This is a genomic window from Nocardioides luteus, assembly GCF_015752315.1.
Classification (GTDB): domain Bacteria; phylum Actinomycetota; class Actinomycetes; order Propionibacteriales; family Nocardioidaceae; genus Nocardioides.
Genome location: NZ_JADOVJ010000001.1, coordinates 2,872,434 through 2,888,206, shown reverse-complemented (window position 1 = coordinate 2,888,206; position 15,773 = coordinate 2,872,434). Strand labels below are relative to the sequence as shown.

Below are 15,773 nucleotides of genomic sequence, written 5' to 3'. Positions count from 1 at the left end.
CCGGCACCAGTCGTAGGTAGGCAGATCGTACGTGGCTCGGCGATGCCGTGCCGAGTCGACGGCCCAACTGATGGCACCCGCTGATGACAGGATGGTCACCGGATCGACGAAGGAGGGCGTGTGACACGACAGGACGGACGGCTCCGGCTCGCTGCCTGGGCGGAGAAGAACCTCGCCCGGCTCGCCGACGAGGCGTGCGCCCAGGTCGCCGAGCGGATCGCGACCTACTACCGCGACCAGGGCGACGGGCTGGTCTCCCTCGACGAGCTGCGACAGTCCTTCGCCCACAACCTCCGGTCGGTGGTCGCCGCGATCGGCGACCCGCACGCCCAGCTCGACCTGGAGGCCTCCGAGCGCACCGGTCGGCGCCGGGCGCAGCAGGGGGTGCCCCTCCCGGAGGTGCTGCGCGCCTACCGGATCTGCTTCGCCGCGCTCTGGGACGCGCTGGTCGAGCACGTGCAGCAGACCCGGCAGCCGGCGCTGACCGACGCGCTGATCGCCACCGCCGGCGTCATCTGGCGCTTCACTGACGAGCACGCCGTCGTCCTGACCGAGGCCTACCGGGCGGCCACGGCGGAGCTCATGCTCGCCGAGCAGCGGCGCCGCTCGGCGGTCGTCGAGGCGGTCCTCACCGGGCGCCCCGGCCCCGAGTCGGGTCCCTGGGAGGCCGCGGCACTGCTGGGCTTCCCGGCCGACGCGCTGCTGATCGTGGTCGCCGCCGAGACCCACGGGCTCGCCAAGGAGAGCCTGGTCAACGTCGAGCAGCGCCTCGCCGAGAAAGGCTTCGTCTCCGGCTGGCGGCTGACCCCGGCGCAGCAGCTCGGCATCGTCTCCTTCCCCCAGGAGCGCCAGGAGGAGGTCCTGGAGACGCTGCGCGGCTTCGCCGGTGCCCGCACCGGGGTGAGCCCGCCCTACGCCTCGCTGCCGGAGACGCCCCGAGCCCTGCGGCTGGCGCGGGCGGCGCTGGCCGGGCTCGAGCCCGGCCAGGCCGGGCTGCGGTCCTTCGACCACAGTCCGCTCGCCGCGCTGGTCGTCTACGAGCCGGCGGAGGGCCGCCGGCTCGCGGAGACCGTGCTGGGGGAGGTGCTGCGCCAGCCCGCCGAGGACCGGGATCTGCTGCTCGAGACCCTGGACATGTATCTGGAGCAGTCCGGCTCCGCCGAGCGTGCCGCCACGCTGCTCTACTGCCACCCCAACACGGTGCGCAACCGGCTGCGCCGGATCCAGGAGCTGACCGGCCGGTCCCTGACCGAGCCGATGGACGTCGCGGAGCTGGCGGCCGCCGCGTACGCGCTACGGGTGGCCTCGGCGACCGAGCTGTGGGCGACCCACGCCCGGAAGCCGCCGAGCGTCAGCCCGCTGCGATCCCGGCCACCAGGTTGATCGTGCTCGCCAGCACCACTGCACCGAAGACGTAGGAGAGCAGGGTGTGCCTCAGCACGACCGCGCGGATCCCGGAGCTGGTCACCGAGGTGTCGGAGACCTGGTAGGTCATCCCGAGGTTGTAGCTGAAGTAGAAGAAGTCGCGGTAGGCCGGCGCCTCGTCGGAGTTGAAGTCGATGCCGCCGTCGCTGGCCGCGTAGTAGAGGTGCGCGTAGCGCGCGGCGTACATCAGGTGCAGGCTGGCCCAGGCCAGGAAGACGCCGACGAGCGCGATCGCCGCGGCGAGGCGACCCTGGGCCGAGTCGCCGACGACCAGCAGCATCACGATCCCGAGCAGCCCGCACAGCGAGATCGCGACGACGACGAGCTCCTCGGCCGCCGGCCGGAAGTCCTCGCGGCGGGTGTTGGCCCGGGTCGTGACGGCGTCCAGGGGCCACAGCGCGAACCATCCGGACGCGACGAACACCGCGTGGACGGCAGCGACCGCTAGGAAGGTGCCGATCTGGGCGTCCACAAGGAGTACGCCGATCGTGGCCGCCACCGCCCCGGCTAGCAGCGAGCCGGCCAGCCGGACGCCGGCGGTCGACGGGAGAGGCGTGTGGGAACTCGTCCGACTCACGCCTGCAGGCTACCTGCCGTCGTCCCCCGCCACAGCGGTCGATGTGGGACCGGACACCGACTCTGGTCAGCAGCGGCCGAAGCGGCCCGCGCAGCGTACCGTGGTGCACGTCAGGTTCCCCGGCGAGCACGAGACGAGGACAGGTGACCTTCACCCAGATCGAGGAGTCCACCTCCCGCGACGCGGACGTGGTCGAGTTCGGCGGCGGTCGGCTGGCGTACGCGCCGGGCGAGGCGACCGTGGCCGAGGCCATGGTCCGGCTGCCGAAGCTGCTCCCGGCAACGGCGACCGGTCGCGACGTACGCGAGCTCTTCCTCGACGACCACGTCCACGCCGCGCTGGTCTGCGACGGCGACCGGCTGCTCGCCGTCGTCGAGCGCTCCGATCTCGTCGGGGCGCGTGAGGACGAACCGGCGAGCGCCCTCGGGACGCTGTCGGGCCGGACCGTCGAACCCGGCGCGGACCTGTGGTCGACGTGGACCTGGATGACCGGTGTCGGCGTCCGTCGGCTCGCGGTGGTCGCGGACGGTCGGTGCGTCGGTCTGCTGTGCCTGAAGCGCAGCGGCCGGGGCTTCTGCTGCGACGCCGGTGTCCGGGCGCGGGCCCAGGAGCCGGCCGGCAGAGGTTGCGTCCCCCGGTCGTGACGGAGCCTGCCGCGAGCCGCAACGAGAGCGCGCTGACGCTGATCATCGCGTTCAGCGCGAATCTCCTCATCGCCGTCGCGAAGACGGTGGCCGCCGCGCTGACCGGCTCGGCCTCCATGGCCGCCGAGGCGGCGCACTCCTGGGCCGACACCGGCAACGAGGTCTTCCTCCTCGTCGGGGCGCGCCGTGCCGGGGTCGCGCCGGACGAGCGGCATCCGCTGGGCTACGGGCGGGTGGCGTACGTCTGGTCGATGTTCGCCGCGTTCGGGCTCTTCACCGTCGGCGCCGCGGTCTCGGTCTGGCACGGCATCCAGTCGCTCGGGAAGACGGGGGAGGAAGCCACCGACTACCGCTGGGCCTACGTCGTGCTGGCGATCTCCCTCGTCCTGGAGGGCACCTCGTTCCTGCAGGCCTGGCGCGAGACCCGGGCAGGCGCCCGGACCCGGCGGGTGCACCCGCTGCGCTACGTGCGCCTGACCTCCAACCCGATGCTGCGGGCCGTCTTCGCCGAGGATCTGGCCGCGATCGTCGGCATCCTCATCGCCGCGGCCGGCCTCGGCCTGCACCAGCTGACCGGCGACGCGGTCTGGGACGCGGTCGGCTCGATCCTCGTCGGGATCCTTCTCGGTGTGGTCGCGCTCTTCCTGATCAGTCGCAACATGGACTTCCTGACCGGTGAGGAGATCACCCCGCTGGCCCGCAACCGTGTCCTCCGCGGGCTGCGCGACCACCCGGACGTGCAGAGCGTGAGCTACCTGCGTACCGAATGGGTCGGCGCCGACCGGATCTACCTCGTCGCCGCCATCGACCTGGTCGGCGACGCACCGGAGTCACAGGTCGCGACGCGGCTCTCCGCCATCTCCGACGCGCTCGAGGAGCATCCCGAGATCCAGCGGGCGGTGCTGACGTTGAGCCGCCCGGGCAACGCCACCGAGCTGCGACCCGACGAGCTGCCGGACTGGTATCGCCAGGAGGCGCAGGACGGCAGGAGACCCAGGTGACGCCGCAGGACCTGGCCCGGCCGCACCGCGTCCTGGTCGCCGCGGCCCTGGTGGCGGCGGGCTGGGGCGCCAACCAGTTCACGCCGCTCTCGGTGGTCTACCGGCTCGAGGCGGGCTGGTCGACGATGTCGGTCGTCCTGGTGTTCACCACCTACCTGGCCGGCCTGGTCCCGGCCCTGCTCCTCGGCTGCCGGACCGCCGACCGGTTCGGCCACCGCCGGGTCGTACGCATCGCCCTGGCCCTCACCGCCGCCGCAAGCCTCCTCCTGGCACTGGCGGAGGTCTCGGCCGAGGCCGTCTTCACGAGCCGGTTGGCGACCGGGGTCGCGGCGGGCCTGATCGTCTCGGCCGGAGCCGCGTGGCTGCGCTCGCTGTCGCCCGGCACCGACCGCGGCGCCCGGTTCGCGGTGTACGCCACCGGCGCCGGCTTCGCCCTCGGGCCGCTCCTCGCAGGCACTCTCGCCGCCTGGCTCCCGGCGCCGTCGGTGGTGGCGTGCCTGGTGCACAGCGGCTTCTCGCTGCTGGTGCTCGCGCTCACCGCCCGGATCCCGGAGATGTGCGCCATCCCCGGGCCACCGCCCACGGCGCCCGCCGGCGATCGCTGGTCGGCCATCACCCACCCACGGTTCGTGGGGATCGTGCTGCCGGCCAGCCCGGCGATCTTCGCGGCCGTCACCGTCTCCTACGTCGTCCTCCCGCCGTTCGTCCTCGACCGCGTCCGCGACCAGGCGCCGCTGTTCAGCGGCCTGGTCGCGGCGGTCACGCTGCTGGTCGGGCTCGCGGTGCAGCCGCTGGCCGCCCGGATCGACCGGCCCGGAAGCGCCCGCGCGACCCTCGTGGCCATGGGCACCGTGGTCGTCGGGCTCCTGCTCGGTGCCCTGGCGATCGAGGAGGTCTCGCCGCTGCTGGTCCTGGCCGCGGCCGTCTTCCTCGGTGCCGGCTACGGCCTGACCCTGGAGTCGGGGCTCGCCGAGATCGGCCGGCTGGCCCCGGCGGGCGCCCTGCCGACGGTCTCGGCGCTGTTCCAGGGCGTCGCCCACAGCGGCTTTCTCGCCCCGCTGCTGCTGGCGGTCATGGCCAGGTCCGCGTCCTATCCTGAACTGCTCGGGGGCCTGGCCCTGATCGGCTTCATACTGCTCATCGGTGCCGCCGTACACGCGGCCAGGCACCCCCACCAGGACCCCGCACGACCCGACCTCGCACGACAGGAGCTGACATGGGACGAGTGACAGTGGGACGGCCCGTGCTGCGGGTACGCGACGGCGTCGTCTCGCGACGGCCGGACAAGCTGGCCGCCGAGGAGCCGATGGAGATCCGGGTCAACGGCCGGCCGCTGACCGTCACGATGCGCACCCCCGGCGGTGACTTCGACCTGGCGGTCGGGTTCCTCGTCAGCGAGGGCGTCGTGCACTCCGCCGACGAAGTCGCCAGCGTCCGCTACTGCGCCGGTGCGACGGCCGACGGCGGCAACACCTACAATGTGGTCGACGTCGGCCTGGCCGCGCACGTCCCGCCGCCCGACGCCTCCCTGGAGCGCAGCTTCTACACGACCTCCTCGTGCGGCCTGTGCGGCAAGGCGTCGCTCGAGGCGGTGCGTACGTCCTCGGCCTGGTCCGTCGCCGAGGACACCCTGCGGGTCACGCCCGAGCTCCTGACCGTCCTGCCGGAGCGGCTGCGGGAGGCGCAGCGCGTCTTCGACAGCACCGGCGGCCTGCATGCGGCCGGACTCTTCGACGCCGAGGGCAACCTGCTCTGCGTACGCGAGGACGTCGGCCGCCACAACGCCGTCGACAAGGTGATCGGTCATGCGCTGCGCGAGGGTCTGGTGCCGCTGCGCAACAGCATGCTGATGGTCAGCGGCCGGGCCTCCTTCGAGCTCGTCCAGAAGGCCGTGATGGCCGGCATCCCGCTGCTCGCGGCGGTCTCGGCCCCGTCGTCGCTCGCCGTGGACCTGGCCGACGACAACGGCCTCACCCTGGTCGGCTTCCTGCGCGGATCCTCGATGAACATCTACGCAGGCACCGACCGCATCGAGGCCGTCCCCGTCGGCTGATCCCTGCCGCCTCGCTGGTCGAGCCGCCGGAGCCGCTAGGCGGAGGCGTGTCGAGACCAACACAGTCCCCTCCGCGCTCGAGGAGACTGTGTTGGTCTCGACACGCTCGGCCGCAGGCGGCCTCGCGGCTCGACCAGCGGGCGTCAGCTGCTCGGGAGGACCCGGACCTTCACGTTCTTCATGAGCGGCTGGTCGCTCTGGACGCTGTAGTCGGCGGCCCCGATGAGCACGTTCATCTCCGGCATGTAGCCCGCGGCGCTACCGCGGGGCAGGTCGTAGCGCAGCGCACGGTAGCCGCGGAGCTCCCGGACGCTCCCGTCCTTGGAGGTGGCGACGATGTCGACGAGCGAGCCCTCGGCGATCCCGCGCGAGCGCATGTCGTCCTCGTGCATCAGGATCAACGTACGCAGGTTCTTGATGCCGCGGTAGCGGTCGTCGTCGGAGTAGATCGTGGTGTTCCACTGGTCGTGGGAGCGCATCGTCTGGAGCACGAGCACGTCGTCCTCGGCCGGGATCACGTCGGGCAGCGGTGTCGCGGCGAACTCCGCCAGGCCCGACGGCGTGTTGAAGACCAGCTCGCGAGCGGGCTGTTTGAGCCGGAAGCCCAGCGGGAGTCGGACCCGGCGGTTGAAGTCCTCGAAGCCGATCAGCGCCTTGGCCATCACGTCGCGGATCCGGTCGTAGTCCTCGACCCATGACTCCCACGGGGTGGCGCTGTCGGGCAGCGTCGCCCGCGCCATCCCGGCGATGATCGCGGGCTCGGAGAGCAGGTGGGGCGAGGCGGGCCGCTTCATCCCGCGGGAGAGGTGGACCATGCTCATCGAGTCCTCGACGGAGGTCTCCTGGAGGCCGCCGGCCTGGTGGTCCTTCTCGGTGCGGCCCAGGCAGGGCAGGATCAGGGCCGTGCGGCCGTGGACCAGGTGGCTGCGGTTGAGCTTGGTGCTCACCTGGACGGTCAGGTCGCAGCTACGCAGGCCGCTGGCGGTGTAGGGCGTGTCGGGGGCGGCCATCACGAAGTTGCCGCCCATGCCGACGAACACCTTGACCCGGCCCTCGTTCGTGGCCCTGATGACGCCGACCGTGTCCAGCCCGTGCTCGCGCGGCGGGGTGATGCCGCAGACCTCGCCGAGCCGGTCGAGGAACTCGCCGGTCGGCTTGTGGTCGATGCCGCAGGTGCGGTTGCCCTGCACGTTGCTGTGGCCGCGTACGGGGGAGGGGCCGGCGCCCTCCCGGCCGAGGTTGCCACGCAGGAGCAGCACGTTGACGATCTCGCGCACCGTGTCGACACCGTGCTCGTGCTGGGTCACGCCGAGGCACCAGCTGATCAGCGTACGGTCGGAGGCGGAGTAGACGGCGGCCGCCTTGCGGATGTCGGCCTCGCTGAGCCCCGCCTGGCGAGTCAGGTCGGCCCAGGAGGTCGCCTCGACCAGCGACCGGTATTCCGAGAAGCCCGTGGTGTAGCGCTCGATGAACTCGACGTCGAGCGCCTTCGGGTCGGTGCGGTGCTCCTCGAGCAGCGCCTTGGCCATCCCGCGCAGGAGCGCCAGGTCGCCACCGGGACGGACCTGAAGGTTGAGGGTGCTGGTGCGGGTGGCCTTGAAGAGCGCCATGTCCACGAACTCGTGCGGGATGATCGCCTTGCGGGCCGCAGCCTCCACCAGCGGGTTGATGTGCACGATCTGGGCGCCGCGGTCGTACGCCTCGGTCAGCGCGGTGAGCATCCGGGGCGCGTTCGAGGCGGCGTTGACGCCCAAGACGAAGAGCGCCTCGGCGGTCTCCCAGTCCTTGAGGTCCGCGGTGCCCTTGCCGGTGCCGAGCGCTGCCTTGAGCGCACGCCCCGAGGCCTCGTGGCACATGTTGGAGCAGTCGGGCAGGTTGTTGGTGCCGAACTCACGCGCCCACAGCTGGTAGAGGAAGGTGGCCTCGTTGCCGAGCCGGCCCGAGGTGTAGAACGCCGCCTCGTCAGGGGAGTCAAGAGCCTGCAGCGACGAGCCGACCAGCGCGAACGCGTCGGCCCAGGAGATCGGCACGTAGCGGTCGGTCGTCTCGTCGTAGACCATCGGCTCGGTCAGCCGGCCCTGGTCCTCGAGCTCGAAGTCGGACCAGCCCTCCAGCTCGGTGACGGTATGGGCGGCGAAGAAGTCACGGTCGACACGCTTGCTCGTCATCTCCCAGACGACGTGCTTCATCCCGTTCTCGCACAGGTCGAGCTTGAGCCCCTTCATGTCGTCGGGCCAGGCGCAGCCGGGGCAGTCGAACCCGTCGTTCTCGTGGTTCATCTTGAACATCGCCCTGGTTCCGGAGGCGATGGCGTGCTCGCGGGAGAGCACCTTCATGACCGAGGTCGCCGCGCCCCAGCCGGCCGCCGGATGGTGGTAGTCGCGCTGCTTCCACTCACCTGCGGGGGCAGGCCCCTGGCCGGAGGTGTCCTGGTCGACCATCTCGCGCTCCTGTGCATGTCGTCGCCGCGGGCGCGCCGGGCGGCCTCGCCTCGTTGTCGACGTTAACCCCGCCGGGCCGCCGTCGCGAGCGGCGACAGGCCCGGTGGCGCGATCGTGTCGGAGGCGACAGCGCGGGCGGTCGCCGGCGACAACCCGGGCCTAGCGCGAGCTCGAATTGAGTACCCCGGCTCAGGCGCCGACAGCGCGCCGAAGGCCAGAATTTCTGGCATGTCCACGTCCCTGCTGCGCCACCACCTGCTCGCCCCCGCCACCTCGTGCTTCCTGGGCGTCCTGAGCCTTGCCACGGCGCTCTGCTTCCACTTCCCGGAGCTGCTGACCAGCCGCGAGTTCCGCGCGATCTACACCGAGGACTTCGCCCGTACGCTGCTGCTGATCGGCCTGGCTGCGGCCTTCTTCGCCGGAACGATCGCGGTGCTGCGCGACCAGCACAAGCGGATGGCGTTCACCGGTGTCGGCACGGCGACCGTGGCGGTGCTGCTCGGCGGCACCGAGGTCCCGTTCGACGGCCCGGTGAAGGACACGCCCTTCTCACTCGGCCTCGACTGGTTCGTCCTCGCCCTGTTCTTCTCCGCGCTGGTCTTCATCCCGCTCGAGCACGCCTTCGCCCGTCGCCCGGTGCCGGTCTTCCGGCCCGGCTGGCGCACCGACGCGTGCTACTTCTTCATGAGCCACGTGCTCGTCCAGCTCATCCTGATCCTGGTCACCACCTCGACCTCGCTGGTGGTCTCGACGGTGAAGGTCCCCGGCATCCAAGGCTGGATCCAGGACCTGCCGTTCGTGGCGGCGTTCCTGCTCGCGGTCTTCCTCGCCGACCTCGCTCAGGCGGTGCTGCACCGCTGCTACCACCGGATCATGGTGCTGTGGCGCTTCCACGCGGTGCACCACTCCAGCCCCGAGCTCGACTGGCTGGCCGGCTCCCGGGTGCACTTCGTCGAGACCGTGCTGACCCGCAGCATCGTGCTGCTGCCGCTGCTGTTCCTCGGCTTCTCGACCTCGGTCGTCAACGCGTACGCCGTGCTCGTCGGCATCCAGGCGGTCGTCGCCCACGCCAACCTCGGCATCCGGTTCGGCTTCCTCGAGTACCTGATCGTGCTGCCGCGCTACCACCACTGGCACCACGCCCGGCACCTCGACTACTGGGACCGCAACTACGCCATCCACCTGCCGGTGATCGACATGCTGATGGGCTCCTTCAAGCTGCCCCGCGACGGCAGCTGGCCCGAGGAGTACGGCGTCCTCAAGCGCGAGACCGTCCCGGTCGGGATCCTCGCCCAGCACGTCGCCCCGTTCCTCGGCCAGCGGACCTTCGACGAGTACGTCCGCTGACGGGTCATACGCCAACGGCCTGCGGCCGGAGCAGAGTGCTCCGGCCGCAGGTGGGTTCCGGTCAGCGGCAGGTGACGGCGCCCCCGCTGAGGTGGCTGGTCCTCGGGTAGAGGCAGATGTCACGCTCGACGGTCGTCCCGTCGGCGGCTACCGAGGTCGCGGCCAGGGTGGCCGGGGCGTGGCCCTTCTCGACCCACGCGACCAGGGCGCCCAGCGGGTCCTTCGGCGCGGGGCCGACTCCGGCCTGGCAGTGCGAGGCGCCGGGGGCGACGAAGACGCGGTAGAAGTCGTCGATGTCGCCGAAGCGGCGTGCGACCTTGTCGCGGTAGCTCAGGGTGCCCGCGAGCGGGACGAGCTGGTCGTCACCGCCGTGCCAGGTCAGCAGCTTGGTGCCGGCGCGACGCAGCCCTGACAGATCGGTGTCGTCGCTGCCGATGACCTGGTGGTACTCCTCGACCGACTGCGCGAAGAGCCGCTCGTAGTCGGCGTACGTGATGGTGGAGACGTCGAAGGAGGGGTCCTTCACGAGCAGGTTCTGCACCCACGAGGACGCCACCGGGAACGGCGCCGGGCCGGCCAGGTAGCCGAGGTCGGCGCTGGGGGTCAGGCCGAACCAGAGTCGCTTCCCGTCGGCAGCCCGAGGGCCGCCCCAGATCTTCTCGACCACGGCCGCGTCCCCAGCAGTGATGGTCAGCTCCTGGCCGTCGCACAGCACCTTCTCGCTGACCAGGGACGCCGGGTCGAAGTCGCAAGAGATGGAGTCGCCGACGATCCCGTCGACGACGCCGTCGTCGTTGTCGCAAGCCTCCCGGGCAGCGGCGGTGAAGGCGTTGAGCTCACAGGGCGAGAGGTGGTTGTCCTCCTCGTTCATCACCACGTAGGGCCACAGGTCGCCGACGGCGAAGCGGTCCCACGAGATCGCCGGGGCGGCAGCGAGGATCCCGTCGAAGTCGCCCGGGTGTCGCTGGGCCTCCATGTAGCCCTGGCGTCCGCCGGTCGAGCAGCCGTTCCAGTACGCGTGGTGCGCGGCACGGCCGTAGAAGTCCTTGGTGATCGCCTTGCCGAGGACGGCCAGCTCGTGCGGCCCGCGCTCGGCGAAGTTCTTCAGCACCGTGGTGTTGACGCGGCCGTCGTCGGTGAGGGCCCAGTCGGCGGTGAAGCCGGTGGTCGGGGTCGCACCGGCGTCGGTCGTGCCGACGGCGTACCCCGCCTTGACCGCGGTCGGCAGGCTCGGCCCGAAGTCGCCGCCGAGGTAGCCGCTGCCGCCGAGGGCCTGGAAGCGGCCGTTCCAGCCGGTCGTGGGCAACCAGACCTGGATCAGCTCCCGGTCGCCGGCCGTCCCGTGGGTGAGGGTCACGTCCACCTGGCAGTAGGACGGCACGCCGGTGACCGGTGGGGGCGGCTCGGACGCTCCGGGCTGGGGCGGATAGGTCAAGGTGCCACCCGGCTTCGCGGTGGCGCTGACCGACACGATCCGCGCATCCCGCGGCGGCATGAGGTCGGGTGCCTCGCAGCCGGCGCTCCGGGGCGTCGCGCTCCCGGACACGGCCGGGGGCTTCTCGGCAGCGGCGGCGCCGGGATGCGCCGTCGTCAGCGCGGCCGCCAGCGGCAGTCCGGCGACGACCAGCAGCAGTCGTTTCATCGTCTCTCCTCGTCATCGGCCCGCTCGGTTCGGGCACATGAGGAGACTCCCGGAGCAGGTGCCCGACCGGCGCCAGGGTGATGCCCTGGGGTGCACCCTGGCCGGTGCCAGGCTCACTGGTCGCGCAGGGCCGCAGCCATCTCCCGTCTCGAGGAGATGCCGAGCTTGGTGAAGACCTTGCGCAGGTGCCACTCGACCGTCCGCGGGCTGAGGAACAGCACGGCACCGATCTCCGGATTCGTACGTCCCGCCGCGGCCAGCCGCGCGATCTGGGCCTCCTGGGCGGTGAGCTCGACCTCGGCTCCGCGCGTACGTGTCCGGGCCACGCCGCCCGTCGCCGCGAGCTCCCGGGCCGCTCGCCCGGCGAACCCCTCGGCGCCGACGCCGGCGAACAGCTCGTGAGCCGCCTGGAGCTGCTGACGTGCCTCGTTGCGACGGTTCTCCCGGCGCAGCCACTCGCCCAGGAGCAGCTGGGCCCGAGCCGCGTGGACCGTCATGCCCGCCGCGGTGAGCTCGTCGACCGCCGTACGGAAGTGCTTCTCCGCCTCCCCGGAGGTGTCGGCCAGTGCGTCCGCGTAGGCCGCCGTGCCGCGTGCCCACGGCGAGTCGACGGCCGAGGTGCGCGCGACGAGCCGGTCGCGGGCGGCCGCCGCGACCTCGCCCGCTCCGCTGCGCGCCGCCGCCTCGACCAGCTCCGCCAGCGCCCACTGCATCACCGCGAGGTCCTCGAACTCGACGGCCTCCTGCGCCGCCGCGAGGGCGTCGCCGTAGCGACCCAGACCGTTCCACAGCACCGCCCGGCTGTAGGCCGCCACCCCCAGGTTCCAGCCGACCCCGGAGGCTCGCGCGTAGCTCACGCTGGCGTCGATGACGGCCGTCGCCTCCTCCTCACGCCCGCGGTAGGCGGCCAGGATCACCGCGCTCGCGGGATGAGGCGGCGCGCCGACCATGGCACCGAGAGCCTCGGCCTCGTCGAGGACCGTCGCGGCCTCCTCGAAGCGCCCGGCGTGGATGAGGGCCGTGGCACGGAAGCTCAGCGTGGCCCCCAGCAACGACAGCCGACCGCTGGCCCGGGCGTGGCCCAGCAGGTCCGCCGAGCGCCCGAAGTAGGCCTCGGCGTCCCAGACCTCGTGGGTCACCGCACTGGACAGCCACGCCAGCTCGAGATCGTCCTCGATCCCGATGTCCTCGACGACGTCGGCGAGCAACGACACGGAGGCGGCGTGACCGTCGAGCACCCAGGTGCTCAGCCCGGTCAGGAGACGACCGGTCACGTCCTCGCCACGCGGGGCGCCACGACCGGCCAGCGCCGCTCGGCGCAGGTCGTCGCCGCCCAGCCTCCCCGCGTTGATCGCGGCGGCGATCGCGGCGAGGTGGGTCTCCCGGGCCAGCCGTTCGTCGAGCTGCTCGAGCCGGCCGGCCGCCTCGAGCAGCGGCGGCACCACGGAGCGTCCGGAGTTGAGCGCGAACGCCAGCCGGGCGCGCAGACGCTGCACCTGGGCGAGCTGGGCAGGGTCGAGCGGCCCGATCTCGGCGGTGTCGAGCAGCTGGGTGGCCTCCGCGAGCGCACCCGCCGCGAACCGTGCCTCGGCCGCGGCCAGGGCGCGCCCGGCTCGTCTGGCCGGGTCGGTGGTGAGCTCGACCGCCCGCTCGAGGAACGCGGCCGCGGCGGCGCGTCCGCCACGTGCCAACGCCCGGTCGGCGGACTCCTCCAGCTCGGCGGCGACGGTCTCGTCCGGGCCGATCGCCGCGTGCGCACGGTGCCAGGCCCGCCGGTCGGGATCCTGCGCCGGATCGGTCACCTGCGCGAGGGCGTGGTGCACCGCTCGGACGGCGGCGGGCCCGGCCGAGCGCCGGCTCGCCGAGCGGACCAGCGGATGGCGGAACCGGACCCGGCTCCCGATCGAGATCAGGTCGGCCGCCTCGGCCGGCGCGGCGGCGTCCAGGTCGAGCCCCAGTCGCTCGGCCGCCCGCCACAGCAGGGTGACGTCGCCGACCGGCTCGACGGCCGCGGCCAGCAGCAGCGTACGGGTCTGGTCGGGGAGCGCCGCGATACGCCGCTGGAAGCCCTGCTCGACGCGGCTGGCGACCGGCTTGGCGCTCTGGCCGTCGAACCCGAACGCCAGCTCCGCAGGGGTGAGGCCCCGGGGCAGCTCGAGCAGGGCGAGCGGGTTGCCGCGGGTCTCCGAGACGATCTGGTCGCGGACCCGGGCGTCGACGGGTCCGGGCAGCACCGACTCGAGCAGGAGCCGGGCATCGGTGTCCGCGAGGCCCTCGATCCGGAGCTCGGGAAGGTCCGGCAGCAGCTGTTCGTCGTCAGGGCTGCGGACACCGAAGACGAGCGCGACCGACTCCGCGTCGAGCCTGCGGGCGACGAAGGTGAGGATCACCTCCGACATCCGGTCGAGCCACTGGACGTCGTCCACGACGCACACCAGCGGCCGGTCGGTCGCGGCCTCGGCCAGCAGCCCGAGCACCGCGAGCCCGACCACGAGCGCCTCGGGGGGATCGCCGGCACTGAGCCCGAAGGCGGTGGAGAGCGCCTGACGCTGTGGCTCGGCGAGCCGGTCGAGATGGTCCAGCAGGGGAGCGCAGACCTGCTGCAGGCCGGCGTAGGCGATCTCCGACTCGGGTTCGACGCCCGCGGCACGGATCACCCGGCCACCGGCACGATCGGCGAGATAGTCGAGCAGCGCCGTCTTGCCGCTGCCGGCCTCACCCCGCAGGACGAGCACCCGGCTCTCTCCCGCCCGGACCGCGCGGATCAGCCGGTCCAGGGCCTCCTGCTCGGCCTGCCGCCCCTGGAGGGCGGGCATCCCCATCTTCAATCGACACCTCGAGTCGGTCATCACCAGTGCAGCCCCTTCATTCTCCCGGGTCGACCAGGGAGTCGACCAGTGGGTCTCCCTGGCGCCGGGCCCGTGAGTCCCGGGCGAAAGTCGTCACATCACCGAGCAACACCCACGCAGAACCCCACCCAGAACCCACCCGGAACCCACCCAGAACCCACAAGGAGACGTGACATGGCGAACTACACCGGCACCGTGACCGTGACCGGCGAGGGCCGCAACGGCGGCCACCTGGCCTCCACCGACGGCCTCATCGATCTCGGGCTTGCCATCCCCGAGGAGCTCGGCGGCGCCGGTGGCGCCACCAACCCCGAGCAGCTCTTCGCCGCGGGCTGGTCCGCGTGCTTCATGGGTGCGTTCCGCCGGGCGGCCGCCGAGGAGCGGATCCGGTTCGACAGCATCGAGGTGACCGCGAACGTCACCCTCAACCACGCCGAGACGACCGACCCGACCGAGGAGTTCTTCCTCAGCGCCGAGCTCGAGATCGTCGTCGGCGGGCTCGACGAGGAGACCATCGGCACGCTGGCCAAGCGCGCCCACCAGATCTGCCCGTACTCGAAGGCGATCACCGGCAATGTCGACGTCGACTTCTTCGCCCGCGTCGCCTGAGGCCGAGTGGCGGCCCGAGCCGAGCGACGCGCTCGCCCGGGCCGCCCAGGCACTTCTCCGCGACACGTACGCGGCCCTGGGCTGGTTCGACGGCCCGAACCCGTTCCGGGGATGACCACGTCCCCGACACCGAGCGAAAGGCGAGATGACCATGATGGACCGCAGGACCTTTGCCAAGGCGGTCGGCCTGGCCGCGACGACGACGGCCGGGCTGGCGGCGACGGGGGAGGCGGCGTACGCCCGGCCGGTTCGCCCCGGACGAGCGAGCACCTCCTTCGCCGACGTCCAGCAGATCGACGCCGGTGAGCTCGACGTCGGGTACGTCGACCTCGGGCCGCGCGACGGTCAGCCGGTGATCCTGCTGCACGGCTGGCCCTACGACATCCACAGCTATGCCGAGGTCGCGCCGATCCTGGCTCGCCGGGGTTATCGGGCCCTGGTGCCGTACTTCCGCGGCTTCGGCACGACGACCTTCCGCTCGCCCGACACCTTCCGCAACGCCCAGCAGTCCCGGGTCGCCCTCGACATCACCGACTTCATGGACGCCCTGGGGATCGACCGGGCCGTGATCGCCGGCTACGACTGGGGCTCGCGGACCGGCGACATCATCGCCGCGATCTGGCCCCGGCGCGTGAAGGCCCTGGTGTCGGTGACCGGCTACCTGATCACCAACCGTGAGGCCCAACGGAACCCGATCGCGGCGGCCTCCGAGTGGGCCTGGTGGTATCAGTACTACTTCGCCACCGAGCGCGGCGCGAAGGGTCTCGCCGACCCGACGATCGGCACCGACCTGGCGAGACTCGTGTGGCGGTTCAACTCCCCGACCTGGGCGTTCGACGAGGCCACCTTCTTCCGCACGGCCGCGGCGTTCGAGAATCCCGACTACGTCGACGTCGTGCTCCACAACTACCGCTGGCGCCTCGGTCTGGCCGACGGCGCCCGCCGCTACGACGCCCTGGAGCGCAAGCTCGCGGCGGCCCCACCGATCACGGTCCCGACGATCACCATCGACCCGGCCGCCGATCCCTTCACCCCGCCCGGCGACGGAGCGGGCTACCGCCACCACTTCACCGGGCCGTACGAGCACCGCACCTTCTCGGGCATCGGGCACAACGTCCCGCAGGAGGCTCCGGACGACTTCGCCCGCGCGGTCCTCGACGCGGACAGGCTGTGAGGTCGACATGA

General features: G+C 72.2%; 12 protein-coding genes. 8 read left to right on the top strand and 4 right to left on the bottom strand.

Annotated elements, in window-relative coordinates; genetic code table 11:
• The first annotated feature begins 120 nt into the window (after positions 1 to 120).
• Complete coding sequence (locus tag HD557_RS29010) at positions 121 to 1,383, top strand: PucR family transcriptional regulator (RefSeq protein ID WP_196874285.1); 1,263 nt, start codon at positions 121 to 123, stop codon at positions 1,381 to 1,383.
• Here HD557_RS29010 and HD557_RS13925 read toward each other — a convergent pair.
• Positions 1,352 to 2,002 carry a DUF1345 domain-containing protein gene (locus HD557_RS13925; RefSeq protein WP_196874284.1) on the bottom strand — a complete coding sequence of 217 codons (651 nt, stop codon included), beginning with the start codon at positions 2,000 to 2,002 and terminating at the stop codon, positions 1,352 to 1,354. The genes HD557_RS29010 and HD557_RS13925 overlap by 32 nt on opposite strands.
• Before the next feature lie 143 nt (positions 2,003 to 2,145).
• Here HD557_RS13925 and HD557_RS13920 point away from each other — a divergent pair, with 143 nt between their 5' ends.
• The 4 genes from HD557_RS13920 to fdhD are packed head-to-tail and all read left to right on the top strand — an operon-like array spanning position 2,146 to position 5,700.
• Positions 2,146 to 2,646, top strand: coding sequence for a CBS domain-containing protein (locus HD557_RS13920; RefSeq protein WP_196874283.1), 501 nt, complete (start codon positions 2,146 to 2,148; stop codon positions 2,644 to 2,646).
• Positions 2,643 to 3,647, top strand: coding sequence for a cation diffusion facilitator family transporter (locus tag HD557_RS13915; protein WP_196874282.1), 1,005 nt, complete (start codon positions 2,643 to 2,645; stop codon positions 3,645 to 3,647). The genes HD557_RS13920 and HD557_RS13915 overlap by 4 nt, the downstream gene beginning before the upstream one ends.
• On the top strand, positions 3,644 to 4,876 hold the full coding sequence (locus tag HD557_RS13910; RefSeq protein ID WP_196874281.1) for an MFS transporter: 1,233 nt from the start codon (positions 3,644 to 3,646) through the stop codon (positions 4,874 to 4,876). Before HD557_RS13915 ends, HD557_RS13910 begins: the two co-directional genes overlap by 4 nt.
• Entirely contained in the window at positions 4,864 to 5,700 is an 837-nt protein-coding gene (fdhD, locus tag HD557_RS13905; protein ID WP_196874280.1) for a formate dehydrogenase accessory sulfurtransferase FdhD, read from the top strand. Before HD557_RS13910 ends, fdhD begins: the two co-directional genes overlap by 13 nt.
• A gap of 143 nt (positions 5,701 to 5,843) precedes the next feature.
• Here the strand turns inward: fdhD and HD557_RS13900 are convergent, their stop codons facing one another.
• Positions 5,844 to 8,141 carry an FdhF/YdeP family oxidoreductase gene (locus tag HD557_RS13900; RefSeq protein WP_196874279.1) on the bottom strand — a complete coding sequence of 766 codons (2,298 nt, stop codon included), beginning with the start codon at positions 8,139 to 8,141 and terminating at the stop codon, positions 5,844 to 5,846.
• A gap of 228 nt (positions 8,142 to 8,369) precedes the next feature.
• On the opposite strand from HD557_RS13900, the gene HD557_RS13895 reads away from it, so the two are divergent.
• A complete protein-coding gene (locus HD557_RS13895; RefSeq protein WP_196874278.1) occupies positions 8,370 to 9,488 on the top strand; it encodes a sterol desaturase family protein in 1,119 nt (372 codons plus the stop codon).
• 61 nt (positions 9,489 to 9,549) lie between these two features.
• On the opposite strand, the gene HD557_RS13890 is transcribed toward HD557_RS13895, so the two are convergent.
• Both HD557_RS13890 and HD557_RS13885 read right to left on the bottom strand, forming a co-directional pair.
• Positions 9,550 to 11,130, bottom strand: a complete 1,581-nt coding sequence (locus HD557_RS13890; RefSeq protein ID WP_196874277.1) for a tannase/feruloyl esterase family alpha/beta hydrolase — start codon at positions 11,128 to 11,130, stop codon at positions 9,550 to 9,552.
• Positions 11,131 to 11,243: 113 nt separating this feature from the next.
• Complete coding sequence (locus tag HD557_RS13885) at positions 11,244 to 13,952, bottom strand: helix-turn-helix transcriptional regulator (protein ID WP_231380285.1); 2,709 nt, start codon at positions 13,950 to 13,952, stop codon at positions 11,244 to 11,246.
• A 201-nt stretch (positions 13,953 to 14,153) separates the two neighbouring features.
• Between HD557_RS13885 and HD557_RS13880 the strand changes: the two genes are divergently transcribed.
• Together HD557_RS13880 and HD557_RS13875 are read left to right on the top strand one after the other, a co-directional pair.
• Positions 14,154 to 14,588, top strand: a complete 435-nt coding sequence (locus tag HD557_RS13880; protein WP_196874275.1) for an Ohr family peroxiredoxin — start codon at positions 14,154 to 14,156, stop codon at positions 14,586 to 14,588.
• Positions 14,589 to 14,733: 145 nt separating this feature from the next.
• Positions 14,734 to 15,762 (top strand): alpha/beta fold hydrolase, encoded by a 1,029-nt coding sequence (locus tag HD557_RS13875; RefSeq protein WP_196874274.1) that lies wholly within the window; start codon positions 14,734 to 14,736, stop codon positions 15,760 to 15,762.
• The last annotated feature ends 11 nt before the right edge of the window (positions 15,763 to 15,773 follow it).

Excerpts from the sequence above, each read along its gene's own strand:
- fdhD (WP_196874280.1), top strand. The coding sequence starts at position 4,864 with ATGGGACGAGTGACAGTGGGACGGCCCGTGCTGCGGGTACGCGACGGC.
- HD557_RS13890 (WP_196874277.1), bottom strand. The coding sequence starts at position 11,130 with ATGAAACGACTGCTGCTGGTCGTCGCCGGACTGCCGCTGGCGGCCGCG.
- HD557_RS13895 (WP_196874278.1), top strand. The coding sequence starts at position 8,370 with ATGTCCACGTCCCTGCTGCGCCACCACCTGCTCGCCCCCGCCACCTCG.
- HD557_RS13880 (WP_196874275.1), top strand. The coding sequence starts at position 14,154 with ATGGCGAACTACACCGGCACCGTGACCGTGACCGGCGAGGGCCGCAAC.
- HD557_RS13875 (WP_196874274.1), top strand. The coding sequence starts at position 14,734 with ATGACCATGATGGACCGCAGGACCTTTGCCAAGGCGGTCGGCCTGGCC.
- HD557_RS13900 (WP_196874279.1), bottom strand. The coding sequence starts at position 8,141 with ATGGTCGACCAGGACACCTCCGGCCAGGGGCCTGCCCCCGCAGGTGAG.
- HD557_RS13885 (WP_231380285.1), bottom strand. The coding sequence starts at position 13,952 with ATGGGGATGCCCGCCCTCCAGGGGCGGCAGGCCGAGCAGGAGGCCCTG.